The sequence below is a fragment of the Massilia litorea genome, from assembly GCF_015101885.1.
In the GTDB taxonomy this organism is placed as follows: domain Bacteria; phylum Pseudomonadota; class Gammaproteobacteria; order Burkholderiales; family Burkholderiaceae_D; genus Telluria; species Telluria litorea.
The window spans coordinates 4190372-4215563 of the sequence record NZ_CP062941.1; the positions used below are offsets into that span (position 1 = coordinate 4190372).

The window sequence follows — 25192 nt, forward strand, 5'->3', positions numbered from 1 at the left end:
CTCCACACGGACATCGGCGCCAGTCCATGATCGACTACGTGAAGCTCAAGAGGACGCGAGGTCTCGGAAAAGGCCGGCGTGATGAAGCCCCAGTCAGCGAGCGTCACTGTGGCATGCTTTTGGGGAATCGCACCTCGCCTTGAGGCGGGGAAATCCGGTTCGATGCAGCAAGGAAGGTCAAAGATCGAGGCCTTATCTTGTCGTCGACATGATCAGGCCTGGTCGTTTCTCTTGCCGTGAGCCCGGGATGGCTCAGTCGGGGTATAAGCGTTCGAAGACTTCCTTGAACATTAGCCACTGTTGCGGAATCGAAGTGCTCTTCAACTCTTCCTGATAAACCGCCAGCGCGATTTCAATCGCGGGAATCAGCTGCCGGGTTTTACGGAGCTTGGTTTGTTCGATCAGGTAGTTCACGAGATCGATTGGCCTGTGCATCTGCATGTCTTGCGGCACCAGAGCCGGGTACGGGACGAAATCTTGAGGATGCGCAGCGTGAAGCAGCAGAAGCGTGTATTCGCCAACCATCGCCTGAGCACCCAGCGCCCCCAAGCTATTGAGATACTTCAGCTCCAAATTGATGTTGTTGAGCAAATCGTTGTCATTACGACTGATTAGCAACGAGGGCTCATCACCTTGCCTGGTGAGTCCCACGATGAGACGTGGATCTTTCATGATCAATCCTTTCTACCCGGCCGGAGCCGGGCATGGACAAATGACGATTAAGGTGCAGGGTGCGCGCCGTTGTCAGTTAATCTTTTTGCCGTTTCGAAACAGGCAAACATCCGATCGTTAGCTTCTTGCTTGGACATTTCGACCTCTCGGTAAAGGTCCTGCCCTTTCCTTCCCTTGGCGTTGACGATCGCGTTGCAAACTCTGATCTCCGCGATATTGATGTCCACGCAAATTTGACCCAACTCGGCTTGGGTCTTGCCTCTCATTCCGCTGTCTGGCCCACGAAGGTGCTATCGTCACCCTGCCTGTGGGCCACGAGGACGTGTTTCCCTCTATTGGATCCCCTCGCTCTCCAGCCAGCCCAATGCGAGCTGATGGTTTGAGCTGCGCAGGGAACGTGCCCTGCTTGATGGCTGAGTAGATACTTGACCGCGATAGCCCAGTCATCGACATGACTTCGCGGATCCGGATGATCCGGCCGCTACCTGGAAGAGTTGGGATTTGCATCGCTGCTCCAATAAGGTTGACTGGTCCAAGAGTACCTGTACAGCCCAGGCAGGAACAGCATCTAACAGCCTGGTTTTCGCCCGGTTAGATTTGCTCATCGGTAGAGGTGGCCGTGAATGTCCGACCGTGGAGGCCAGCCGCAAAGGAGACTAGTAGCTGACCGTATCTCAGGTATCAGCCATTTGTCGCCACGCGGCATGTTGACGGGGGCTTCTTCGCGAGTCGCCATCGAAAGGCTCTCATGCTGAGCAAGTCCCATATTGTCCAGCGACGTACCGGGATGTTTCCCGTACTTTTCCCGTACAAAGAAAAAGGGCCTGTAACGCAACGTTACAGGCCCTTGACTTTGCTAAGAATTCTGGTGGGAAGTGCAAGTTTCGAACTTGCGACCCCTGCAGTGTGAATGCAGTGCTCTACCCCTGAGCTAACCTCCCTGACAACGAGGCGTATTATGCCAAAAACTTTCTCTACCGTCAAACTTTTGGCGAATAATTTCTCCACACGCATTCGCCTTTGACGCCTTTGTCGAGGCCGGCAAGCACTTCGTCGTGGAATGCCAGTTCGTCCGCACTGGCCGCGACGACGATGATCTCGCCCAGCGGCACGGCGTCGAGCTCGATGCCGTCGCTGGTGGATTCCGCCTCGTGGTCCATCGACAGCGAGTTCTGGCCGCGCGTCATGGCGAGATACACATCGGCCAGCAGCTCCGAGTCGAGCAATGCGCCGTGCAGCTTGCGGTGGGCGTTCGAGACGCCGTAGCGGTCGCAGAGGGCGTCCAGCGAGTTGCGTTTGCCCGGATGCATTTCCTTGGCGTTGACCAGTGTGTCGATCACGCCGCTGCAATGCGACGTAAAACTCGGCAGGCCGAGCCGCTGGAATTCGGCGTTGAGAAAACCCAGGTCGAACGGCGCGTTATGGATGATGACTTCGGCGCCGGAGATGTAGGCGCGAAGCTTCTCGGCGATCTCGTGGAATTTCGGCTTGTCGCTGAGGAACTCGGTGGTCAGGCCGTGCACCGCGAGCGCAGCCTCGTCGGACTCGCGCTCGGGGTTGATGTACTCGTGAAAATTGTTACCGGTGAGCGTGCGATTGACCAGCTCGACGCAGCCGATTTCGATGACGCGGTCGCCCGTGCGTGGATTCAGGCCGGTGGTTTCGGTATCGAGGACAATCTGGCGCATGGCTGGCTAATCTTGAGTAAAGGCAAGACGAGAGTATAGCGCATGCGCCCCTGGATCAGCGTCGTACGGTGGTCACACCCCGGTTCGCCAGCACGTCGGCGCGCTCGTTGCCGGGATGGCCGTTGTGGCCGCGTACCCAGCGCCATTCGACCGTGTGCTGCTGCTGGGCCAGGTCGAGCGCCTTCCACAAATCGTCGTTCTTGACGGGCTCCTTGGCCGCGGTCTTCCAGCCGCGTGCCTTCCAGCCGTGGATCCATTCCGAAATGCCCTTCTGCACGTACTGGCTGTCGGTGTGCAGCACCACGTCGCAGGGCCGGTTCAGGACGCCCAGGGCCTCGATCACGGCCTTCAACTCCATGCGGTTGTTGGTCGTGTTCAGCTCGCCGCCAAAGATTTCCTTCTCGTGCCCGTCGGCCACCAGCAGCGCGCCCCAGCCGCCGGCGCCCGGATTGCCCTTGCAGGCGCCATCGGTAAAAATTTCCACTTTCGTCGTCATGCCAGGCGGTCTTTCCTTGATTCTTTATTCTCTGTTGGTTGCCGGGACAGCCTGCGGCGCCCGGCTCGACTTCTTGTTCCACGCCGGCCCGATCAGGTGCATGCCTTTCACGCGCTTGATCGCGTGCACGATGTAGACGGCGCCAAGGTAGGGCCACCACTTCTGCCCTGCCCCTTCCATCACCGCGAAGCGGTTGATCCACTGGGCCGTGCGAAACGGTGGCGCGTAACAGCCGAAATGGCTGCGCGTGACGCCAAGATTCAACAATTTTAACCAGTCTTTCATGCGGGGCATAGAGATGAATTCGCCTGCCGCCGGCAGGTAGCCGCTGCGCGTGACCTTGCCCAGCCCCTGGCGCACGCCCCACAGGCTGGCCGGATTGAAGCCGCAGATGATCACCTGCCCTTCGGGGATCAGCACGCGCTCGACCTCGCGCAGCACCTGGTGCGGCTCGGCCGCGAACTCGAGCACGTGCGGCAGCACGACCAGGTCCAGGCTTTGCGAAGCGAAGGGCAGCTCGGCGAAATCGAGGGCCACGGCGATCTGCTTGCCGCTGGCGGCGAACTCGAGTTCGTCGAAGGTCGAGGTGCGCGTTGCCGCCTGCCACTTGTTCGGCATACGGTTCGCGGCCAGGGCGTCGATCTGCGGGACGCCGATCTGGACCGCGTTATAGCCGAAGATATCGGCCGTCAGCTCGTCGAGGCAAGCCTGCTCGAAGGCGCGCACATAGGCGCCTGCCGGGGAAAGCAGCCACTCGTCGAGCGCTATAATGGATTTTTCTGACGCAGCGCTATCCATGCCACCCTCTCATGCAAACCAGACCAGATTCCAACGGCGATCACGCCGCGCGTAATGATTTGAGTGTCCTGACCATACCAGCGTTCAAGGATAATTATCTTTGGCTGATCCACGACGGGTCGAACGCCGCCGTCGTCGATCCCGGCGATGCGGCGCCCATCCTGGCGGCGCTCGCCGCGCACGGCCTGACCCTTACCGCCATTCTACTCACCCATCACCATGCTGACCACATTGGTGGCGTGCCCGCCCTGCTCGACCGTTTCGATGTGCCGGTATTCGGCCCGCGCAACGACGGCATCGATGCGGTGACCGAGCCGCTGGGCGAAGGCGACCGCATCACGGTACCGGGCCTGGGACTGGAGCTGGCCGTGCTCGAGGTGCCGGGCCACACGCTCGGCCATATCGCCTATGTGCGTACCACGCCGGGCCTGCATTGGCTGTTCTGCGGCGACACCCTGTTCGCCGGCGGCTGCGGCCGCCTGTTCGAAGGGACGCCGGCCCAGATGGCCGCGTCGCTCGACAAGCTCGCCAGCCTGCCCGAGGATACCGAAGTCTATTGCGCGCACGAATACACGCTGTCGAACCTGCGCTTCGCGCTGGCCGTCGAGCCGGACAACAAAGCACTGGTCCTGCGCATCCGCGACGAGAGCGCCAAGCGCGCGGCCGGGCTGCCGACGGTGCCCTCGAGCATAAGCCTGGAGCGCAGCACGAATCCGTTCATCCGTTACCGCGAGCCGGCCATTGCCGAGTCCCTGCTGGCGGCGGGCAAGCTGGAACGTGGGGCCGCGCCGGTGCAGGCATTTGCCGCCCTGCGTGAATGGAAAAACGTGTTCTGAACCGGCACTGCCGGCCTCGTGCAGCTCCCTCTCCCCTTCGGCCCTGCCAGCCTGGCGTGGACGCGTGCGTGGCCGGGCGCTGCATTTTGCTGCCTTTCCTGTGTTGGTTAGTTACATTTCGAAGGTGCGCACCCTTCCCCCGATGCGGGCACCTCATGCATGCCACAGGCGAACGACGCCCGCAAAAAAAGGCGCCGTCGCGATGACGGCGCCTTTTCCCATACCGGCCTGACTCAGATTTCTTCGTACAGCGGCAGCGTCAGGAATTCCGCGAACTGTTCCGAGGTCGACATTTGCTCGAAGATCTCCGCGGCGCGCGCATAGCTCGGGTTGTCCCCGTTCGGCGCTGCTGCCTTGGCGTTCGCCAGTTCTTCCGGAATCATCGCGCGCACCATCTCGGCGGTCACCTTGCGGCCGTCGTCCAGCACGCCCTTCGGCGAACGGATCCACTGCCACACCTGCGAGCGGCTGATCTCGGCGGTGGCGGCATCTTCCATCAGGTTATGAATCGGCACGCAGCCATTGCCCGCCAGCCAGGCGCCCAGGTAGTGGATACCGACGTTGATGTTGTAGCGCAGGCCCGCTTCCGTGATCGGCGCTTCCGGCTTGAAGTCGAGCAGTTGCGCGGCAGTGACTTCGACGTCCGGACGCTGCTTCTCGATCTGGTTCGGCTTGTCGCCGAGCACCTTCTTGAATTCCGTCATCGCCAGCTCGACCAGGCCCGGGTGGGCGACCCAGCCGCCGTCGTAGCCGTCGGTCGCATCGCGCGCCTTGTCGGTACGCACGCCGCCCATGGCGATCTCGTTCTTTTCCGGATCGTTCTTGATCGGGATGAGCGCTGCCATGCCGCCGATCGCCGGCGCGCCGCGCTTGTGGCAGGTCTTCAGCAACAGCAAGGCATAGGCGCGCATGAAGGGCGCGGTCATCGTCACCTTCGGGCGGTCGGCCAGGCAGAAGTCCTTGTCATTCTTAAATTTCTTGATGCACGAGAAGATGTAATCCCAGCGGCCCGCGTTCAGGCCGGCGCTGTGCTCGCGCAGTTCGTACAGGATCTCGTCCATCTCGAAGGCAGCGACGATGGTCTCGATCAGCACGGTCGCCTTGATCGTGCCACGCGGCAGGCCCAGCGCCTCTTGCGTCGCGATGAAGATGTCGTTCCACAGGCGCGCCTCGAGGTGCGATTCCATCTTCGGCAGGTAGAAGTACGGGCCGGCGCCGCGCGCCAGCTGCTCTTTCGCGTTATGGAACATGAACAGGGCGAAATCGAAGATGCCGCCCGAGATGCGCTTGCCGTCGACCAGCACGTGCTTTTCGTCGAGGTGCCAGCCGCGCGGACGCACGACCAGGGTCGCGACCTTGTCGTTCAGCTTGTAGGTCTTGCCGTTCTGCTCGAGCGAGATCGTGCGGCGCACGGCGTCGCGCATGTTGATCTGGCCGGTAATCTGGTTGTCCCAGTTCGGCGTGTTCGAATCCTCGAAGTCGGTCATGTAGCTGTCGGCGCCCGAGTTCAGGGCGTTGATGACCATCTTGCGCTCGACCGGGCCGGTAATTTCAACGCGGCGGCACTCCAGCGCTTGCGGGATCGGCGCGATTTTCCAGTCGCCGTTGCGGATGTGGGCGGTCTCGGGCAGGAAATCCGGGCGCTCGCCGGCGTCCAGGCGTTTCGCGCGCTCGACGCGGGCGGCAAGCAGCTCCTGGCGGCGCGGCTCGAATTTTCGCGTCAACATCGCGACCAGTTCGAGCGCCTCGGGCGTGAGGATTTGTTCGAAACCGGGCTTGATCTCGGCCGAGATTTCCAGGCCTTGCGGGGTGGCGATGGTCATGTGGTGCTCCTTGAAGGGTGTCAAAAATCCTGTGCAGCGGTTGGCCAATGCCGCCCAGTATAAGCCAGCTTGGCGTTTGCCATATCATCAAGTATATTCAACAGAAAGTAGGCAAACGATACATTTGTGCATTTCATTTGTGCGTATTTGTCACAGATGGTGCATCACGATTACAGGAGCGGCGTGGGAAAGTTCAGGGAAATCTCGACCTTTGTCGAAGTGGTGGCGCGCGGCAGCCTGTCGGCGGCGGCGCGGGCCGAGGGAATCGCGCCGGCGATGATCGGGCGCCGCCTGGACGCGCTGGAAAGCCGGCTCGGCGTGAAGCTGCTGCAGAGGACGACGCGGCGCCTCGCCCTGACCGACGAAGGCGCGGCCTTTCTCGAGGATTGCCAGCGCATCCTGGCCGAGATGGAAGAGGCGGAGACGGCCGTGTCCGAACGCAGCGCGCATGCGAAGGGGCACCTGCTGGTGTCGGCCCCGGCCGGCTTCGGACGCCAGCACGTGGCCCCACTGCTGCCCTCTTTCCTGGCCGAACACCGCGAGGTGACGGTCAACCTGAACCTGAACGACCGCGTGGTCGACGTCGTCGGCGAAGGGGTCGATGTCGCGATCCGCATCGCCAGCCTTGGCGACTCGAACCTGGTGGCCGTGAAGCTGGCCGAGAATGCGCGCGTGGTGGTGGCGAGCCCCGCCTACCTGAAGCGCCACGGCACGCCGCGCACGCTGGCCGACCTGGCGCGCCACAACTGCCTGGCGATCAGCAGCGAAGGCAGCCAGCGCGGCTGGACCTTTCGCGAGCACAACAAAACGGTGACGCTGAAGGTGGCCGGCAACATGGTTTGCAACGATGGGGAAGTCCTGCACGACTGGGCGCTGGACGGGAAAGGCCTGGCCTGGCGCTCGATGTGGGAAGTCGGCGCGCACCTCGAGGCGGGGAAACTGGTGACGGTGCTCGACGATTATACGGCGCCGGGCAACGATATCCACGCGGTATTTGCCCAGCGGCGACATTTGCCGCTGCGGATACGCGCCTTTGTCGACTTCCTGCGGCGCGCTTATGCGCAGCCGGATTATTGGCGGGCGGAAATCAAAGAGGTCGAAACCTGAGCGGGCGCCAACACGGCTGAGGAAACGGGTAGCTGTGGCGGCCTTGTGATGACTCCGCCATGCTGTGCGAAAGCGATAGACGAAAAAAAATCCCCGGCAATGCCGAGGATTTTTCATCGTAACTCAGCGATTAGATCGGCTGAATGTTCGATGCTTGTTTGCCCTTAGGACCCGAGGTCACGTCGAACGAGACGCGCTGGTTCTCTTGCAGGGACTTGAAGCCTTGGCTCTGGATAGCCGAGAAGTGCGCGAACAGATCTTCGCCGCCTTCATCAGGGGTGATGAAGCCGAAGCCCTTCGAGTCATTGAACCATTTAACGATGCCAGTTGCCATTACAATTTCCTATTTCAGTTAAGTGGGCTTACGCCCGTTTATGATCGTTTGAAGAAGCAAGAAAGAAATGACAGACAGACTGCACTACTAGCTCGAACCCAACGATCCCGTATTATACCGAATAAAACCGCGCACAAGCAGTTTTCGCAAAATAAAAAAACAGTGTGCGTAACAATGCCGTACACCAACTATTTGCTCGACTATTGCGGGACTCGATTTGCATCGGCACTAGGGAGAATATAGGTCATCGAAGCTTGGCAAGTTTGCGCTGGATCAAACGGCTCGACGCTAGACTTTTGGCCTATGGCAACAGGGAAAACGCGGCGCTGTGATACGCCGGCGCGGGCGCCGCCAGGCCGCTGCGGACAAAATCGTCCAGTGAAGCCAGCCATGCGCGCCAGTCGTCCTCGCCCACGTGTTCGAAAGCCGTCAGCACGCGCAGGCGCTGCTCGAGTGCGCGCGCGCCCTGCCCCAGTTCGCGAAAGCCGAAGGTTACCGCGGCGCCGGCCAGCGTATGCAGCAGCGACTGCAGGTCGTCCGCCAGCGCGGGCGCCGGCGTGGCCGGATCGAAGTCCGCTCCGGCCGCGCCGAGCCGCTGCAGCGTGGCCGGCAGGCCGGCGCGGAAGTCTTCGTTCGCCTGGGTCAAGCGGACAAAGAAGTCCGTATCGTTTGCGCCCGTCACCGCTTACTTGGTGCCGAAGATGCGGTCGCCGGCGTCGCCCAGGCCCGGCACGATATACGCGTGCTCGTTCAGGTGCGAGTCGAGCGAAGCGACATACAGCTTCACGTCCGGATGCGCATCGTGGAAGACCTTGACGCCTTCGGGGGCCGCGACCAGGGCCAGGAAGATGATCTGGTCGTCGCGCACGCCGCGCTTCTTGAGCACGTCGACCGCGTGCACCGCCGAGTTCCCGGTGGCGACCATCGGATCGCACAGGATGAAGGTGCGCTCGGAGGTGTCCGGCAGGCGCACCAGGTATTCGACCGGCTCGTGGGTGTCGGGATCGCGGTACACGCCGATGTGGCCGACGCGCGCCGACGGCACCAGTTCCAGCAGGCCGTCGCTCATGCCGATACCGGCGCGCAGGATCGGCACGATGGCCAGCTTCTTGCCGGCGATGACGGGGGCGTCGATCGTCACCAGCGGGGTCTGGATCGCACGCGTGGTCAGCGGCAGGTCGCGCGTGATCTCGTAGCCCATCAGGAGCGTGATTTCCTTGAGCAGTTCGCGGAAGGTGCGCGTGGAGGTGTCGTGCTCGCGCATGTGCGACAGCTTGTGCTGGATCAGCGGGTGGTTCAGGATGTAGAGGCTCGGGAAGCGCGGGTCTTGTTTCATGATCGACATAAGAGGTGTTCTTTGGTTGAGACGTTCAACCTGCCATTATCCCAGTAGCGCGTCCTTTTGTCGCGCTCCGGCTGTAGAAACTTCATGCTAGAGCTTCAGGGCCCGCGCCAGGATCGCGTCGAGGTCGAGCCCGGACGGCAGCCGGCCGAAGGCGCCGCCCACATCCTGCGCGATGCGCGAGGCGACGAAGGCCTCGGCCACATACGGCGGCGCATGCTGCAGCAGCAGTGCGCCCTGCACCGCGATCACCAGCCGCTCGGCGAGCCTGCGCGCGCCCGCTTCGTCCGTGTCCAGCAGGTCGCGCCCGAGCTGCCCGACATACCGGGCGAAGCGCGCGTCGAGCGCCGCCGCCGGCGCCAGCTCGGCCTCGAGCGCCGCGCGCGCCGCCTCCGGCGCCTTGCCGAGTGCACGCAGCACGTCCAGGCACATCACGTTGCCCGAGCCTTCCCAGATCGAGTTGACGGGAAACTCGCGGTACAGGCGCGCCAGCGGCCCATCCTCGACATAGCCGTTGCCGCCCATGACCTCCATCGCCTCGGCGCCGAAAGCCGGGCCGCGCTTGCACAGCCAGTACTTGCCGGCCGGGGTCAGGATGCGGCCGAGCGCGGCTTCGTTCGGATCGTCTGCCCTGTCGAAGCAGCGCGCCAGGCGCAGGGCGAAGGCGGTGGCCGCTTCCGATTCGAGCGCCAGGTCGGCCAGCACGTTCTGCATCAGCGGCTGCTGCGCCAGCGGTTTGCCGAAGGCGGCGCGGCCGCGCGCGTGGTGCAGCGCGTGGCACAGGGCCGCGCGCATGATGCCGGCCGTGCCGACCACGCAATCGAGGCGGGTATGGCTGCCCATTTCGAGGATGGTCGGGATGCCGCGCCCGACCGCGCCCACCAGCCAGCCGACCGCGTCGCAGAATTCGACCTCGGACGAGGCGTTCGAGCGGTTGCCGAGTTTATCTTTCAGGCGCTGCACCCGGATCGCATTGCGGCTGCCGTCGGGCAGGAAGCGCGGCACGAAGAAACATGACAAGCCGGCACTCCCGCCTTCGTCGGTCTGTGCCAGGATCAGGTGGGCGTCCGACTGCGGCGCCGAGAAAAACCACTTGTGGCCGACGATGCGCCAGGCGCCCTCGCCTTCCTCGCCGAAGCGCGCCCTCGCCTCGCCCGGGGCAATCTCCGTTGCGCGCGTCGTGTTGGCGCGCACGTCGGTGCCGCCCTGTTTTTCCGTCATGCCCATGCCGATCAGGGCGCCGCGTTTCTGCCCGACCGGCAGCGAGCGCGGGTCGTACTCGTTCGAGAGGATTTTCGGGAGCCAGCGCTCGCCCAGCTTGCCGGCGCGGCGCAGCGCCGGCACCGAGGCGTAGGTCATCGTCACCGGGCACTGGGCGCCGTTCTCCACCTGCCCGAACAGCAGATAGGCGCCGGCCCGCGCCACCTGCGCGCCCGGGCGCGGATCGGCCCAGGGCGCAGAGTGGGCGCCGGCGCCGATCATCAGCGCCATCAATTCATGCCAGGCCGGATGGAATTCGATTTCGTCGATGCGCCGCCCGCTGCGGTCGAAGGCGACCAGGCGCGGCCCGTTGGCATTGGCCAGGCGCGCGAGGTCGAGCACTTCCGGACGGCCCAGGCGGGCGCCAAGCGCGTCGAGGCCATCGTGCGCCCACTGCGCGCCCTCGCGCGCCAGGCCCTCCTGCAAAGCCGGATCGCAGCGCAGCAGGTTGACGTCGCCGAAGGGCGGCGCCTGGTTGAAGACTTCGTGCGTGTCGAACTGGTTCATTGCGGCTCCTCGCGGCTATGCGCGTTCCGGTCTATAATGTTGCAAGAAAGCATCGAATCGAATGCTTTTGCTTTCTTAGGTGCAACTCATCGGCGACAATGGCGGTCTTGTATTGACAGCGCCTGTTAGCGATCCGTCAAGAGGCTAGCGCAAAGCGCGACGTCAGGCAAGGTGCCACTGCGGTAACGCAAATGAAGCGTAAATCACAGTGGCAACCGATCTTTTTTTAATGCCCCTTGGAATTTTTCAGTGATAAAGTGCCCTGTGGTTTGTTAAACTCGCACGGTTCCACCTGTTCAGGGTGCCCGCAATAAGGCAGATATTTCAACGATGCGCTCTCCTTCCGCCGCCGTGCCGTTCGACCAGCCGCGCCCGGCGCCGGCGCATGGCGCCGACAGCCTGCTCGAGGCCGCGGGCGATTGCGCGTTCCGGATCGCCCCGAGCGGCGAGATCCGCAGCGCCAGCCGGCGCACGCTGCGCCTGCTGGGCCTCCAGATAGCGGCCGAGGGCATGCCGCTGGCCGGCTTCGTGCTGGAGGGCGACGGCGCCGCCCTGCGCACCGCGATCGCGGAGGCCAACGCGGCGGCAGATCCGGTGCTGGTGCGCGTGCGCCTGCGCTGCGTTGACCAGGACCTACCCTTCGAACTGCGCATCGCCGAGCTCGGCGAGGACGACAGCCTGCTGGTCGTCGGGCGCGACATGAGCGCGCAGCACGCCACCGAGGAACGGCTGCGCCACATGGCGACCCACGACGCGCTGACCGAACTGCCGAACCGCCTGCTGCTGACCGACCGCATCCGCATGGTCGTCGCCAACGCGCGTCGCTCCGGCCAGGGCTTTGCCGTCGCCACGATCGGCCTCGACGGCTTCAAGAAGGTCAACGACGCGCTCGGCCACGCGATCGGCGACGCCGTGCTGCGCCAGGCCGCCGCGCGCCTGCGCCGGGCGATGCGCGACAGCGATACGCTGGCGCGCGTGGGCGGCGACGAATTCGTCGTGATCCTGCCCGGCACCGCCAGCGAGGCGCAAATCAAGCTGGTCACGGGACGCCTGCTGGCGACCCTGCAGTCGCCCTTCGAGCATGAGGGCCACACAATCCACCTCGGCGCCTCGGTCGGCGTCGCGCTCTATCCGCAGCATGCCGAGGACGACCACGGCCTGCTGGCGCTGGCCGACGCCGCCCTGTCGCGCGCCAAGGAAACCGGCAAGGGCCGCGCCGTGGTCTACAGCGCGCGCGAACAGGGTCCGCCGCAGCACGACATCTCGCTCGAGGCGGCCATGTTCTCGGCGGTGCGCGAAGGCGAATTCCTGCTCTACTACCAGCCGATCGTCGACGCCCGCACGCGTTCGATCGAAGGCTTCGAGACGCTGATGCGCTGGAAGCACCCGACGCTGGGCATGGTGCCGCCGGTGCGCTTCATCCCGATCGCCGAGACCAATGGCCTGATCAACCTGCTCGGCGCCTGGGCCCTGAAGTCGGCCTGCGCCCAGATCCTGCAGTTCGAGGAAGCGGCCAAGCGCGAGCTCTACATCTCGGTCAACATCAGCCCGCGCCAGTTCAGGAACGACAAGTTCCTCGGCGTGCTGGACGAGGCACTGGCCCTGTCCGGCATGCCGGGCAAGAAGCTCGTGCTCGAAATCACCGAGGGCACGCTGATGGTCGACCCGCTGCACGCGGAAACCATCCTCACCAAAATGGCCGAGCGCGGCGCGCGCATCGCGATCGACGACTTCGGCACCGGCTACTCTTCCCTGGCCTACCTGAAGCGCTTCCCGATCTCGGTGCTGAAGGTGGACCGCGCCTTCGTGAAGGACCTGCCGGACGCGCAGAAGGAGGCGGCGATCTGCAGCGCCGTGCTCGACATGGCGCGCCACCTCGACCTGTCGGTGGTGGCCGAAGGCGTCGAAACCGAGGAGCAGCTGGGCTGGCTCTCGGCACGCGACTGCCGCTACATCCAGGGTTATCTCACCGGCAAACCGATGCCGGCGCACGTGGCCCTCGCCGCCCTGCAGGACAACCATTACACGGCATTGCTGCCGCCAGATCTCCGGGCCAGTACACCATGACGCCACTTATGAATGAACGCGCGCCAGCAGCCGACGCCACCCTTGCCCTGCTGTGGGAGCGTATCCGCCGCCAGGGCGACATGCCCGGCTTCACGCGCGCCATCAATGCCATCCTGGCGTCGATGCGCGGCGAGGACGAGCGCGAATTCTCGATGACGCAGACCGTGCTGTCGGACCCGGTCCTGACGCAGAAGGTACTCAGGCTCGCCAACAGCGGCATGTACTCGGCCTTCGGCCAGCGCATCAACACGGTCTCGAAGGCGGTGCTGGTGCTCGGCACCGAGGCGATCGGCCATCTGGCGCTTGGTCTGAAGCTGATCGAGGAACTGGCGAAGAGCACGCCCGATTCGGCGCATGCACACGTCGAGATGGAAAAGGCCGTGCTGGCCGGGATGGTGGCCCAGCAGGTGGCCGCCAGCGCCGCCACGCGCGACCCCGAGGAAGCCGTGGTCTGCTCGATCCTGCATTCGCTGGGCCGGATGATGGTGACCTTCTACATGCCGGAGCGCTGGGCGCGCATGCGCGAGATCGCCGGCGCCGGCTGCGAGGACAATGCGGCGCAGGCAGTTCTCGGGCTGCCGCTCGAGGCACTGGGCCGCGCCACCGCCGAACACTGGGGCCTGCCGCGCAACCTGGTGGCGGGCATGCGTACGCTCGAGCCGGGCGAACGCGCCGAAGGCTTCGGCCATGACGACTGGCTCGCTGCCCTCGGCACCATGTCGACGCGCTGCGCAAACTCGCTCTGGAACGACGACGAGGCGGGCGCCACCCAGGTGGCCGAGCTGGCGCAAGCCTTCGCGCCGATGCTGGGCGTGGAGCCGGAACGGATGCTCGTTGCGATCGCCAAGGCGAAGCGCGAAGTGCAGGCCGACCTGACCATTGCGCCGCTCGCCAAGCCCCAGGAAACGCAGGCCCGCGTCGAGCAGGTGGCGCGCAAGCGCGAAGCCGGCAACCGGATCCTGATGAGCGGCGCGGCCGACATGCGCGACGCGGGTGTCGCCGTCAATCCGGGCCAGATGATGTCGATGGCGCTCGAGACCATCTTCCAGGGCCTGTCGTTTACGCGCGCCTTTGCTTTTCTGCGCAACCGGCGCGAGGGAAAATACCTGGCGCGCATGGGCTTCGGCTCGGCTGCCCGTGCCCTGATGCCGAACCTGAGTTTCGACGATGCCTATGGCGCCGACGTGTTCCATGCCGCGCTCACCAGCGACCGCGTGATCTTCATCGAGAATGCGCGCGACGAGAAATTCGCCGCCAAGCTGCCCGGCTGGTGGCGCGGCACCCTGTCCGAAGCGCGCTGCTTCGTCGTGATCCCGCTGTGCCTGAACGGCCAGCCCGTGGGCTTCATCTATGGCGACTGGGACGACACCTTCCCGTCGATCAGCCTGAGCCAGACGGAGTTTTCGCTGCTGAACGACCTGCGCTCGCTGGTCGTGCGCGCGATCGAGCGCCGCACGCAGTCCGAACTGGCGGCGGCCGGCAAGGCCTGATCAATTGCAGGGGTCCTCGAGGCCAATGGCCTCGAGGACGGATTCACCGGGCTGCGCCCACGCGTGAATGTCGCACTGTGTCGGCTTCGCTTGAGGAAAGACCCGCCAACGCGACGCCGGCGTCACGCGTGGGCATGCCCACCCTACGATCAGATCCGCGGCGTATCGACGTGCACGTCGCCGCACTGCGCACGGTGCATCAGCGCGTGGTCGATCAGCACCAGCGCCAGCATCGCTTCGGCGATCGGCGTCGCGCGGATGCCCACGCAGGGGTCGTGGCGGCCGAAGGTTTCGACCATGGCCGGCGCGCCCGTCTTGTCGATCGAACGGCGCGGCACGCGGATCGAGGAAGTCGGCTTGATCGCCAGCGAGACCGTGATGTCCTGCCCGGTCGAGATCCCGCCCAGCACCCCGCCGGCCTGGTTGCCCACAAAACCCTCGGGCGTGAGTTCGTCGCCGTGCTCGGAACCCTTCTGCACGACCGCATTGAAGCCGGCGCCGATCTCGACGCCCTTGACCGCGTTAATCCCCATCATCGCGTAGGCGATGTCGGCGTCGAGCTTGTCGTAGATCGGCTGGCCGAAGCCGACCGGCACGCCGGTTGCGACGACGTCGATGCGCGCGCCGATCGAGTCGCCGGCACGGCGCAGGTCGTCCATGTAGGCTTCCATCCGCGCCAGCAGCGCGGCATCATCGGTGGCGGCGAAGAAGGGATTGTTCGGCACATGCTCCCAGCCGCCGAACGGGATCTCGATCTCGCCCAGTTGGCGCATGCAGCCGGCGAATCCGATGCCGTAGCGCTCGCGCAGCCATTTCTTGGCGACGGCGCCGGCGCCGACCACGGGCGCCGTCAGGCGCGCCGATGAACGGCCGCCGCCGCGCGGATCGCGCACGCCGTACTTGTGCCAGTAGGTGTAGTCGGCGTGGCCGGGACGGAAGGTATCGGCGATGTTGCCGTAGTCCTTGCTGCGCTGGTCTTCGTTCTGGATCAGCAGCGCGATCGGGGTGCCGGTGGTGACGCCTTCATACACGCCCGACAGGATCTGCACCCGGTCCGCTTCCTGGCGCTGGGTCACGTGGCGCGAGGTACCGGGCTTGCGGCGGTCGAGATCGGACTGGATGTCCGCTTCGCTGAGAAGCATGCCCGGCGGACAGCCATCGATGACGCAGCCGATCGCGGGACCGTGCGATTCGCCGAAGGTGGTGACTGAGAAGAGCTTGCCGAAGGAATTACCAGACATATGCGTATGCGGAAGGGTGCGAAAAAGACCATTCTACCAGTCCGCGCAACGATCGGCCGACGCCCCGCTTTTTCCTCCGACAATCCGTATTATGTTTCCCCGTAGATATAAATTTTTGCTTCGAGCAACAATATTTGAGCGCCGCGTTCGGTAATGTCCGCTATACTCCGTGGGTATGAACCGCCGAGCCTAATCTTGGAGACGCAACAATAATGCCCGCATCGATGTCGCCCGGGGTCGCGTTCGACGCGCACGACGACCTGATCTTCCTGGATGAGGCGCCGCTTCCGCACCAGCATGCAGGCCGGGCCGGCACGCCCGGCTGGCGCATCCTCGTCGTCGACGACGACGCCGACGTCCACTCGACCACGACCTTCGCGCTGGCCGGCCTGGAAGTGCAGGACCGCCCGCTCGAATTCCTGCACGCCTTCTCGGCGAGCGAGGCGCGCGCCCTGCTGGCGCGCGAACCCGATATCGCCGTGATCCTGCTCGACGTCGTCATGGAGCAACCCGATGCCGGCCTGCACCTGGTACGCCACGTGCGCGAGACGCTCGGCATGCTGGACGTCCGCATCATCCTGCGCACCGGCCAGCCGGGCTACACGCCCGAGATGGAAGCGATCCGCGACCTCGACATCAACGACTACCGCACCAAGTCCGAGCTCACCCGCACCAAGCTGTACACGACCGTGGCCGCCGCCGTGCGCGCCTACCAGCAGCTGCACGCGCTGGGTGTCGGCCGCGTGGGGCTGGAGCGCATCGTCCACGCCGGCACCGAGCTGATGCGCCTGCACGGCGCGCGCGACGTCGCCCGTTCGGTGCTGCAGCAGGCGGCCGCCCTGCTCGGCCAGGAAGCGAACGGCGTGCTGTGCGCGCGCGACGCCAGGGGCTTGCGCGTGCTCGGCGGCGCCGGCAGCGGGCTCGATCTCGAGCAGCGCATCCTCGACGCCCAGCACCATGCTCCCTTCAGCGGCGCCGTCAACCGCGCCCTGGCCGAGCGCCGTCCCGAATTCACGCCCACCTGCCTGGCGCTCTACTTCCCCGGCAAATCCGGGCGCGACTTCGCCGCCGCCATCCCGCTCGCACAACCGGTCAGCGACGGCAACAAGCGCCTGCTGCACGTATTCGCCAGCGTGGTGTCGGTCAGCCTCGACAACCTGGAACTGGTCGGGCGCCTGAACAACGCGGCCTTCTTCGATCCGCTGACCAGCCTGCCGAACCGCACGCAGCTGGTCGAGGACCTCGACGCCGCGGTGGCGAACGAAGGCGGATCCGAGGCCACGCTGACCCTGGTCGACCTCGATCATTTCGCCGAAACCAACGACGCCCTCGGCCACCAGTTCGGCGACCAGCTGCTGGTCACCGTCGCGCAGCGCCTGCAGACGCAGCTCGACCCGCGCCTGAAAGTCGCGCGCATCGGCGGCGACATCTTCGCGGTGCTGGGGATGGGAAGCCTGAACACCCCGGAAGCGATCCACGCCCTGTTCCGCGCGCCCTTCTCGATCGACGGCCAGGACGTGCAGATTTCAAGCACCCTCGGCCTGGTGCGCCTGGAAGAACACGACGGCAGCGGCGCCGACGCCCTGAAGGATGCGGACATCGCCCTGAAGCGCGCGAAGTCGCAGCAGCGCGGCGGCCACTTCTATTTTTCGCGCAGCATGGGTGTCGAGATCCGCGAGCGGGTACGCCTGATGCACGCCCTGCGCAGCGGCGTCCAGCGCAAGGAACTCTTCCTCGCCTACCAGCCGCAGGTCGACCTGGGGACCGGGCGCCCCTTCGGCGCCGAAGCGCTGCTGCGCTGGCGGCTGGAGGACGGCACGATGATCCCGCCGGACCGCTTCATCCCGATCGCCGAATACTCGGGCCTCATCGTCGAGATCGGCGCCTGGGTGCTGCGCGAAGCCTGCGCCGAACTGATGCGCCTGCGCGCCGCCGGCTACCTCGATTTCACGATGTCGGTGAACGTGTCGCAGGCCCAGTTCCGCCATCCGCAATTCGTCGAGGTGCTGCGCCGCGCGCTGGAAGACAGCGGCGCCCCGCCCGAATTCATCGAACTCGAAATCACCGAATCGATGGCGATGGAAGAACCGCAGTTGCTGGCCGAGATGCTGGCCCAGGTCAAGCGCACCGGGGTGTCGATCGCGATCGACGATTTCGGCACCGGTTTCTCGTCGCTGTCGCACCTGCAGCGCCTGAAAGTCGACCGCCTCAAAATCGACCGCGCCTTCGTCACCGAGATCACGGGTTCCGCACGCGGCAGCAGCATCGCCGCGATGATCATCCAGCTCGGGCGCAACCTGGGCTTGTCGGTGATCGCGGAAGGGGTCGAGGACGAGCGCCAGGCGCAGATCCTGCACGCGCTGGGCTGCCCGCTGGCGCAGGGCTACCTGTTCTCGCGGCCCTTGTCGCCGCAGGGATTACTCGAGTGGCTGGGCGCGCAGGGCGTCGGCGACGCCGCGTGACCTCATGCGCATGGTGGGCTCAGGGCGCCCACCATGCAAATGCGCGGCTTAATCCTCGGCCGCCTGCTCCGCCGGCCAATCGCGGATATACGCCTTCAGCATCCGGTTCTCGAAACTCTGCGCCTCCAGCACCGCGCGCGCGACGTCGTAGAACGAGATCACGCCCAGCAGCGTCTTGGCGTCCATCACCGGCAGGTAGCGCGCATGCTTCTCCAGCATCATGCGCCGCACTTCGTTCACCTCGGTTTCAGGGGTGACCGTGATCGGCGCCTCGTCCATGTGCTTGCGCACGGTGCCGGCGCCGAGTGCGCCGCCGTTGGCGTGCAGTACCTTGATCACTTCGCGGAAAGTCAGCATGCCGACGAGGTCGCCATACTCCATGACCACCAGGGAACCAATGTCCTTTTCCGACATCGTATTGACGGCGTCGGCGAGCAGGGTTTCGGGAGTCACCGTATAAAGGATGTTGCCCTTCACCTGCAGGATTTCTGAGACTTTCATATTAGCCACCCCGGCTTCTGTTGGAATATTCACTAGTCGATTTCTTTGTCTAAGGCATAACACGAATGTAGCCTAAGCCTAGCAGAAAATCCAGTTACGCGAGGGAGAAGCCGCGCTCAGCCTTGCGGCGCCCGTAAAGAATGTTACGATTCCGCCCATAATTATTTCTAAACGAGACGATCATGAGCGGTCCACACTACCCGGGCTTCGATACCCTGTCGCTGCACGCGGGCGCGGCAATCGACCCGGCGACCGGCGCGCGCGCCACGCCGATCCACTTCACTTCCTCCTTCGCCTTCCGCGATTCCGACCACGCGGCGTCCCTGTTCAACATGGAACGCAGCGGCCACGTCTATTCGCGCATCTCGAACCCGACCAATGCGGTGCTGGAAGAGCGCATCGCGGCCCTGGAGGGCGGCGTGGCCGGCATCGCCACCGCCAGCGGCCAGGCCGCGATGTTCCTCGGCCTCTCCACCATCGCCGGCGCCGGCTCGCATATCGTGGCCTCGCGCGCCCTCTACGGCGGTTCGCACAACCTGCTGGCCTATACCCTGAAGCGCTTCGGCATCGAGACGAGCTTCGTCGACCCGCGCGACCTCGACGCCTGGCGCGCCGCGATCCGCCCGGAGACGAAGGTCCTGTTCGGCGAAACCCTGGGCAACCCGGGCCTGGACGTGCTCGACATCCCGCGCATCGCCGCGCTGGCCCACGAGCACGACCTGCCGCTGATGGTCGACTCGACGTTTACGACGCCGTATCTGCTGCGCCCCTTCGACCTGGGCGCGGACCTTGTCTTCCACTCGGCCACCAAATTCCTGTGCGGCCACGGCACCGCGATCGGCGGCCTGCTGGTCGACGGCGGCACCTTCGACTGGCAGGCTGCGCACGACCGGAGCGGCCGCTTCGCCGAACTGTGCACCCCCTACGAGGGCTTCCACGGCATGGTGTTCGCCGAAGAGTCGACCGTCGGCGCCTTTGCCCTGCGCGCGCGGCGCGAAGGCCTGCGCGACTTCGGCGCGGCCATGAGCCCGCACAACGCCTTCGCCATCCTGCAGGGGATCGAGACGCTCGGCCTGCGCATGGACCGCCACGTGGCGAACACGCGGCGCGTGATCGAATTCCTGTTGTCCAATTCTGCGGTCGAATCGGTGTCCTATCCTGAACTCGACAGCCACCCGGACCACCAGCTGGCGCGCACCCTGCTGCCGAAAGGCTGCGGCGCCGTGTTCACCTTCAACCTGAAGGGCGATCGGGCCGCCGGCCGCCGTTTCGTCGACAGCCTGAAGGTCTTCTCGCACCTGGCCAATGTCGGCGACGCCAAGTCCCTCGTCATCCATCCCGCCTCGACCACCCACTTCCGCGTACCCGTCGACCAGCTGGCGGCGTCGGGCATCACCGAGGGCACGATGCGCCTGTCGGTCGGCCTGGAAGATGCGGACGACCTGATCGAAGACTTGGCACGCGCGCTCAAGGCCGCGCAGAAAGGAGCCTGAGATGAAGCTCGATATCAAGGGCAAGCCGGCCTACGCCTACACCGGCGGCAAGGCTTTCGATGCGATGCTGCCGACCGTCGTCTTCATCCACGGCGCCCAGAACGACCATTCGGTCTGGGGCCTGCAGTCGCGCTGGTTCGCGCATCACGGCTATGGCGTAGTGGCGGTCGACCTGCCAGGCCATGGCCGCAGCAGCGGTCCGGCACTGGCCAGCGTCGAGGAGATGGCCGACTGGCTGCTGGCGCTGCTCGATGCGCTGGGGGTGCGCAAGCCGCTGCTGGTCGGCCACAGCATGGGTTCGCTCATCGCGCTGGAAGCCGCGCACCGCGCACCCGGCAAGGTGCGCGCACTGGCCATGCTCGGCACGACTTACCCGATGAAGGTATCGGACGCCCTGCTGGCAACGGCGCGCGACGACGAGGACACGGCGATCGACATGGTCAACATCTGGTCGCACTCGAGCATCGCACACAAGCCCTCGAGCCCGGCGCCCGGCTTTTCCGTGATGGGCGGTGCGCGCCGGCTGATGCAGCGCATGTCGGCCCTGAATCCGGCCCGGCTTTTCTACACCGATTTCTCCGCTTGTAACGCCTACGCCAACGGCGAGGCGGCGGCTGCCGCGGTACGCTGCCCGACGCTCTTCATTTTCGGGAAAAAGGACATGATGACGCCGGCGCGCTCGACCAGGCTGCTGACGGGCGCGATCGCGCACGGCAAGGTGGTACAGGTCGACGCCGGCCATTCGCTCATGAGCGAACAGCCCGATGCCGTGCTCGACGCGCTCGACGCGTTCGCGCTGTCGCTCGAGGAGCAGAGAACATGAGCTTTGCCGAGTTCTATCCGTTTTACCTGACCCAGCACGCGGACCGCCGCTGCCGGCGCACGCATTTCATCGGCAGCACGGGGGCCTTGCTGGCCATCGCGGCGGCGCTCGTGACCGGCAATGCGTGGTGGGTGCTGGCGGCCCTCGTGTTCGGCTATGGCGGGGCCTGGATCGGGCATTTCTTCTATGAGCACAACCGGCCGGCGACGTTTGCGCAGCCGTGGCTGTCGTTCAGGGCGGATTGGGTGATGTACTGGCAGATGCTGACGGGGAAGCTCAGTTTCTAGCCGAGACAGTCGCGTAACGTAGGGTGGGCACTTGTGCCCACGCGGATCGCACGTTCGGCCGCATTCCGCGTGGGCTCGAGAGCCCACCCTACGGTGCGCGGCCGTTATCGGCGAAATAGGAACTGATCGGCTGCTCCAGCCCCTGCCCCACCGCCGCCTCCACCTGCCGCGCCAGCGCCCCGGCATCGAGCGACAAATTCGACCCTTCCACCTGCTGCGCATTCGGCGCCAGCGCGGCTTTGGCGCCGCCGAACACGAACAGGCGGTAGACATCGGCCACGCGCAGCTTGTCCGGGTCGGCCAGCAGTACCCAGTCGTCGGCCCCGGCGCGGTCGACGCCGCGCCAGCGGGGCTGGGCCGGCACCTCGGGCTGCACCCGCCCGACCCAGCCGGCCGCCACCATCTGCTCGAGCAGCAGGCTCAGTTCGTCGTAGCCGATCCGGGTGTGCAGCCGGATCGCGCTCGACGACACCAGCGCCGACCCGGTCGCGTGGGCGCCGCCGTGCAGCACCTTCAGCACGGCCATCGCATCGACAAAGGCGCCGCCCGGCGCCGGCACATGCCACCAGCGCTCGTATTTCACGACCGGCAAGGCGGCGGCCACCACCGCGCCCAGCAGCGTGATCAGCCAGGACAGGTACATCCACACCAGGAACAGCGGCAGCGCGGCCAGGGCGCCGTAGATGATGGCGTAGGTCGGGAACTGGCGGATGAATAAAGCGAACAGGCGCTTCGCCAGTTCGAAGGCGATCGCCGCGCCGAGCGCGCCCCAGAGCGCGTCGCGCCAGTTGACGTAGCGGTTCGGCACCGTGACGTACAGCAGGGTATACGCGCCGGTGGTGAGCGCGATCGAGGCCAGCGTCGACAGCACGCTGCCGAGCATCGGCACCGCCCTGGTCACGCCGCCGGTGACCATGAACAGTTGGGCCGTGAGCGAGATCGAGAGGCCGAACAGCAAGGGGCCGAGGGTGATCAGGGCCCAGTAGGTCAGCATGCGCTGCATCAGCGGCCGCGGGCGGCGCACGCGCCAGATCTGGTTGAAGACGCGCTCGATCATGCCCATCATCGCCGTCGTCGTGAACAGCAGCACGACCGCGCCCAGCGCCGAGAGGCCCTTGGCCTTGTCGGCAAACTGGGTCAGGTTGGCGATGATCGTGTTCGAAATCGCCTTCGGCATCAGGGCCTGGGCGAAGTAGGTTTCCAATGCCGTGCGGAGCTGACCGAAGATCGGAAACGTGGTAAAAATGGCCAGTACGATCGTCAGCAGCGGGACCAGGGCCAGCGTCGTGGTAAAGGTGAGACTGCCCGCCACCTGGGGCAGCATCTCCTCGCGCAGGCGGCGCCGCGCGAAGCGCACCAGGTCCAGCACTTCGGCCAGCGTCAGCCCGCGGACGCGCTCGAAGCCGTCGCTGAACATCTCGTTCGTCGAGCGCGAAATTGCATGAACCGTCTTGGATAGCATGTTGTCGTTTTAGATTCGTCCTGAGCGCATTGTCGTGGCCAATGCGTAGAGCAAAGCATTCTATAATACCAACGATGAACCCGACCTCCCTGACTATTCTCGTTTTGTACTACTCGCGCCATGGCGCCACCCGCAAGCTGGCCGAGCTGATCGCCCAGGGCGTCGAAAGCGTCCCGGGCGTGGAGGCCCGCCTGCGCACCGTGCCGGCCATCTCGACGGTGGCCGAGGCGACCGCGCCCAGCATCCCGCTGGACGGGGCGCCGTATGTCGAATTATCCGACCTGGCCGAGTGCGCGGGACTGGCCCTGGGTTCGCCCACGCGCTTCGGCAACATGGCTTCGGCGATGAAATACTTCCTCGACGGTACGGCCGCCGAATGGCTGGCCGGCACCCTGTCCGGCAAGCCGGCGGTCGTGTTCGCGTCCACCGGCAGCCTGCACGGCGGCCAGGAGGCCACCCTGCTGTCGATGATGATTCCGCTGCTGCACCACGGCATGCTCGTCATGGGCCTGCCCTATACCCATCCCGAACTGATGACCACGTCCAGCGGCGGCAGCCCCTACGGCGCCACCCACTGGGCCGGCATCGACGGCGACAAGCAGGTCACGGAAGACGAAAAACGCCTGGCCGTCGCGCTCGGGCGCCGCCTGGCCGAAGCGGCCGCCAAATTGCACACACCACCCCACGGACCACGCTGATGCAAACCCAAAAGCTCTTTCATGGCGGTGCCATCGCCAGCCTGATCTGGCTGATCTGCTGGCTGGTGGCCTGGGAAATCTGGGTCGCCCCGCTGCACCCCGGCGGCTCGCTGCTGGCCTTGAAGGCCTTGCCGCTGCTGGTGCCGCTGCGCGGCGTCATCAAGCGCGACCTGTACACGCTGCAGTGGTCGTCGATGGTGATCCTGATTTATTTTGCCGAAGGCGCGGTGCGCGCCTGGAGCGATGCGAGCGAACTCTCGCGCATGATGGCCCTGGGCGAGGTGGCGCTGGTCTGCGTCTTTTTTGCCTGCGCCCTGCTCTACCTGCGTCCGTATAAAAAGGCGGCGCAGCGCATGGCCAAGGAATTGCTGGACAAGGTAAAAGTACCGCATGACTGAGGATTTCCTCGGACGCTGCCGCGCAATCGTCGGCGCGTCCCGGGTGCTGTCGGAACAGATCGACATGGCGCCCTACCTCACCGACTGGCGCGGCCGCTTCACCGGCCGTGCACGGGCCGTGCTGCTGCCCGCAAGCGTCGACGAGGTAGCGCAACTGGTGGCCGCCTGCGCGCACGCACGCGTGCCCATCGTGCCGCAGGGCGGGCGCACCGGCCTGGTGCTGGGCAGCGTGCCCGACGCCAGCGGCACGGCCGTCGTCCTCTCGCTGCGGCGCATGAGCCGCATCCTCGAACTCGACACCACCAACCGCACCATCACCGTCGAGGCGGGCGCGATCCTGCAGCAGATCCAGGAAGCGGCCGGCCGCGCCGGCTTGTTGTTCCCGCTTTCGCTGGCGGCCGAAGGCAGCTGCACGATCGGCGGCAACCTGTCGACGAATGCCGGCGGCACCGCCGTCCTGCGCTATGGGAACACGCGCGACCTGTGCCTGGGCCTGCAGGTGGTCACCCCGGGCGGCGAGATCTGGGACGGCCTGCGCGGGCTGAGGAAGGACAATACCGGCTACGCGCTGCGCGAACTCTTCATCGGCGCCGAAGGCACGCTCGGCGTCATCACGGCGGCTGTCCTGAAACTCTATCCGCAGCCGAAGGCGTCCACCACGGCCCTGGTGGCGATGGATTCGCCGGAACGCGCGTTGTCGCTGCTGTCGCTGATGCAGGACCAGTGCGGCTCGAACCTCACCGCCTACGAGCTGATGTCGGATTTCTGCCTGCAACTCGTTTCCGAACACTTCCCGCACCTGCCGCGCCCCTTCGTCCGCAGCCATGCTCAATACGCGCTGCTGGAAGTGTCGAGCAGCGAGTCGGAAGAACACGCGGTCGCCCTGCTGGAAGGCGCGATCGAAGCTGCGCTCGAAGGGGGCTTGGCCGACGATGCCGTCGTCGCCACCTCGCTCGCCCAGTCGAGCGGCCTGTGGCAGCTGCGCGAACACATCCCCCTGGCCCAGGCCAGCGCCGGCAAGAACATCAAGCACGACGTCTCGCTGCCGATCTCGCAGATCGCCGCTTTCATTGCCGCGACCGATGCCCAGCTGGCGCACGCCTTCCCCGGCTGCCAGGTGGTCTGCTTCGGCCACCTGGGCGACGGCAACCTGCACTACAACGTCGCACCATCGAACGGGGTCTCGCACGAGGCCTTCCTCGGCAACCAGGACGCCATCAACCGTATCGTGCACGACAGCGTGGCCCGCCACGATGGCTCGATCTCGGCCGAACACGGGATCGGCGCCCTCAAGCGCGACGAGCTGCAACGCTACAAAGACCCCGTCGAACTGAACATGATGCGTGCCATCAAAGGCGCGCTCGACCCGCTCGGCATCATGAACCCTGGCAAAATTTTGTGAGGGAG

24 protein-coding genes, 1 tRNA gene and 1 pseudogene are annotated in these 25192 nt (G+C 65.3%); 11 read left to right on the plus strand and 15 right to left on the minus strand.

Annotation, left to right across the window (positions count from 1 at the left end; genetic code table 11):
* Window positions 1–252: 252 nt before the first annotated feature.
* The 7 genes and pseudogenes from LPB04_RS18915 to LPB04_RS18940 form a co-directional block, all read right to left on the minus strand.
* A complete protein-coding gene (locus LPB04_RS18915; RefSeq protein WP_193686033.1) occupies window positions 253–672 on the minus strand; it encodes a hypothetical protein in 420 nt (139 codons plus the stop codon).
* 47 nt (window positions 673–719) lie between these two features.
* Window positions 720–938, minus strand: a complete 219-nt coding sequence (locus LPB04_RS24125) for a hypothetical protein (protein WP_227496783.1) — start codon at window positions 936–938, stop codon at window positions 720–722.
* 118 nt (window positions 939–1056) lie between these two features.
* Window positions 1057–1179, minus strand: a pseudogene (locus LPB04_RS24310) (AlpA family phage regulatory protein); the annotation flags it as partial.
* Window positions 1180–1538: 359 nt separating this feature from the next.
* Window positions 1539–1613: transfer RNA gene (locus LPB04_RS18925), tRNA-Val, on the minus strand.
* Window positions 1614–1652: 39 nt separating this feature from the next.
* Window positions 1653–2360, minus strand: coding sequence for a DNA polymerase III subunit epsilon (dnaQ, locus tag LPB04_RS18930; RefSeq protein ID WP_193686035.1), 708 nt, complete (start codon window positions 2358–2360; stop codon window positions 1653–1655).
* 55 nt (window positions 2361–2415) lie between these two features.
* Window positions 2416–2856 (minus strand): ribonuclease HI, encoded by a 441-nt coding sequence (gene rnhA, locus LPB04_RS18935; RefSeq protein ID WP_193686036.1) that lies wholly within the window; start codon window positions 2854–2856, stop codon window positions 2416–2418.
* Between the two features lie 24 nt (window positions 2857–2880).
* The gene (locus LPB04_RS18940) at window positions 2881–3654 is read right to left on the minus strand and encodes a class I SAM-dependent methyltransferase (protein WP_193686037.1); all 774 of its coding nucleotides are present in this window, start codon (window positions 3652–3654) and stop codon (window positions 2881–2883) included.
* A gap of 11 nt (window positions 3655–3665) precedes the next feature.
* Between LPB04_RS18940 and gloB the strand changes: the two genes are divergently transcribed.
* Window positions 3666–4490, plus strand: a complete 825-nt coding sequence (gloB, locus tag LPB04_RS18945; RefSeq protein ID WP_193686038.1) for a hydroxyacylglutathione hydrolase — start codon at window positions 3666–3668, stop codon at window positions 4488–4490.
* 233 nt (window positions 4491–4723) lie between these two features.
* Here the strand turns inward: gloB and aceB are convergent, their stop codons facing one another.
* On the minus strand, window positions 4724–6313 hold the full coding sequence (gene aceB / locus LPB04_RS18950) for a malate synthase A (RefSeq protein WP_193686039.1): 1590 nt from the start codon (window positions 6311–6313) through the stop codon (window positions 4724–4726).
* A gap of 183 nt (window positions 6314–6496) precedes the next feature.
* Between aceB and LPB04_RS18955 the strand changes: the two genes are divergently transcribed.
* Complete coding sequence (locus LPB04_RS18955; protein ID WP_193686040.1) at window positions 6497–7420, plus strand: LysR family transcriptional regulator; 924 nt, start codon at window positions 6497–6499, stop codon at window positions 7418–7420.
* A gap of 130 nt (window positions 7421–7550) precedes the next feature.
* Here LPB04_RS18955 and LPB04_RS18960 read toward each other — a convergent pair whose 3' ends face one another.
* The 4 genes from LPB04_RS18960 to LPB04_RS18975 form a co-directional block, all read right to left on the minus strand.
* A complete protein-coding gene (locus tag LPB04_RS18960; protein WP_182988379.1) occupies window positions 7551–7754 on the minus strand; it encodes a cold-shock protein in 204 nt (67 codons plus the stop codon).
* Window positions 7755–8055: 301 nt separating this feature from the next.
* Entirely contained in the window at window positions 8056–8436 is a 381-nt protein-coding gene (locus LPB04_RS18965; protein ID WP_193686041.1) for an Hpt domain-containing protein, read from the minus strand.
* A gap of 3 nt (window positions 8437–8439) precedes the next feature.
* Complete coding sequence (gene upp, locus LPB04_RS18970; protein WP_193689087.1) at window positions 8440–9090, minus strand: uracil phosphoribosyltransferase; 651 nt, start codon at window positions 9088–9090, stop codon at window positions 8440–8442.
* Window positions 9091–9186: 96 nt separating this feature from the next.
* Window positions 9187–10863, minus strand: coding sequence for an isovaleryl-CoA dehydrogenase (locus LPB04_RS18975; protein ID WP_193686042.1), 1677 nt, complete (start codon window positions 10861–10863; stop codon window positions 9187–9189).
* A gap of 330 nt (window positions 10864–11193) precedes the next feature.
* Between LPB04_RS18975 and LPB04_RS18980 the strand changes: the two genes are divergently transcribed.
* Both LPB04_RS18980 and LPB04_RS18985 read left to right on the plus strand, forming a co-directional pair.
* Entirely contained in the window at window positions 11194–12930 is a 1737-nt protein-coding gene (locus LPB04_RS18980; RefSeq protein WP_193686043.1) for a putative bifunctional diguanylate cyclase/phosphodiesterase, read from the plus strand.
* Window positions 12927–14420: an HDOD domain-containing protein gene (locus LPB04_RS18985; RefSeq protein ID WP_227496482.1), complete on the plus strand. Its 1494-nt coding sequence runs from the start codon at window positions 12927–12929 to the stop codon at window positions 14418–14420. Before LPB04_RS18980 ends, LPB04_RS18985 begins: the two co-directional genes overlap by 4 nt.
* A 149-nt stretch (window positions 14421–14569) precedes the next feature.
* Here LPB04_RS18985 and aroC read toward each other — a convergent pair whose 3' ends face one another.
* Window positions 14570–15661 (minus strand): chorismate synthase, encoded by a 1092-nt coding sequence (gene aroC / locus LPB04_RS18990; protein WP_193686044.1) that lies wholly within the window; start codon window positions 15659–15661, stop codon window positions 14570–14572.
* Between the two features lie 212 nt (window positions 15662–15873).
* On the opposite strand from aroC, the gene LPB04_RS18995 reads away from it, so the two are divergent.
* Complete coding sequence (locus tag LPB04_RS18995; RefSeq protein ID WP_193686045.1) at window positions 15874–18123, plus strand: GGDEF/EAL domain-containing response regulator; 2250 nt, start codon at window positions 15874–15876, stop codon at window positions 18121–18123.
* A 48-nt stretch (window positions 18124–18171) separates the two neighbouring features.
* Here LPB04_RS18995 and LPB04_RS19000 read toward each other — a convergent pair whose 3' ends face one another.
* On the minus strand, window positions 18172–18624 hold the full coding sequence (locus LPB04_RS19000) for a CBS domain-containing protein (RefSeq protein ID WP_193686046.1): 453 nt from the start codon (window positions 18622–18624) through the stop codon (window positions 18172–18174).
* 182 nt (window positions 18625–18806) lie between these two features.
* Between LPB04_RS19000 and LPB04_RS19005 the strand changes: the two genes are divergently transcribed.
* From LPB04_RS19005 to LPB04_RS19015, 3 genes are read left to right on the plus strand one after another with little or no spacing between them, the layout of a single operon-like run.
* On the plus strand, window positions 18807–20117 hold the full coding sequence (locus LPB04_RS19005) for an O-acetylhomoserine aminocarboxypropyltransferase (RefSeq protein ID WP_193686047.1): 1311 nt from the start codon (window positions 18807–18809) through the stop codon (window positions 20115–20117).
* 1 nt (window position 20118) lies between these two features.
* Entirely contained in the window at window positions 20119–20940 is an 822-nt protein-coding gene (locus LPB04_RS19010; RefSeq protein ID WP_193686048.1) for an alpha/beta fold hydrolase, read from the plus strand.
* On the plus strand, window positions 20937–21227 hold the full coding sequence (locus tag LPB04_RS19015) for a DUF962 domain-containing protein (RefSeq protein WP_193686049.1): 291 nt from the start codon (window positions 20937–20939) through the stop codon (window positions 21225–21227). Before LPB04_RS19010 ends, LPB04_RS19015 begins: the two co-directional genes overlap by 4 nt.
* A gap of 88 nt (window positions 21228–21315) precedes the next feature.
* Here the strand turns inward: LPB04_RS19015 and LPB04_RS19020 are convergent, their stop codons facing one another.
* On the minus strand, window positions 21316–22689 hold the full coding sequence (locus tag LPB04_RS19020; RefSeq protein ID WP_227496483.1) for a YihY family inner membrane protein: 1374 nt from the start codon (window positions 22687–22689) through the stop codon (window positions 21316–21318).
* Between the two features lie 74 nt (window positions 22690–22763).
* On the opposite strand from LPB04_RS19020, the gene wrbA reads away from it, so the two are divergent.
* Genes wrbA through LPB04_RS19035 form a run of 3 tightly spaced genes read left to right on the plus strand, consistent with a single transcriptional unit; the run spans window position 22764 to window position 25187 of the window.
* A complete protein-coding gene (gene wrbA, locus LPB04_RS19025) occupies window positions 22764–23387 on the plus strand; it encodes an NAD(P)H:quinone oxidoreductase (RefSeq protein WP_193686050.1) in 624 nt (207 codons plus the stop codon).
* Complete coding sequence (locus LPB04_RS19030) at window positions 23387–23785, plus strand: DUF2069 domain-containing protein (protein ID WP_193686051.1); 399 nt, start codon at window positions 23387–23389, stop codon at window positions 23783–23785. The genes wrbA and LPB04_RS19030 overlap by 1 nt, the downstream gene beginning before the upstream one ends.
* A complete protein-coding gene (locus LPB04_RS19035) occupies window positions 23778–25187 on the plus strand; it encodes an FAD-binding oxidoreductase (protein ID WP_193686052.1) in 1410 nt (469 codons plus the stop codon). The genes LPB04_RS19030 and LPB04_RS19035 overlap by 8 nt, the downstream gene beginning before the upstream one ends.
* The last annotated feature ends 5 nt before the right edge of the window (window positions 25188–25192 follow it).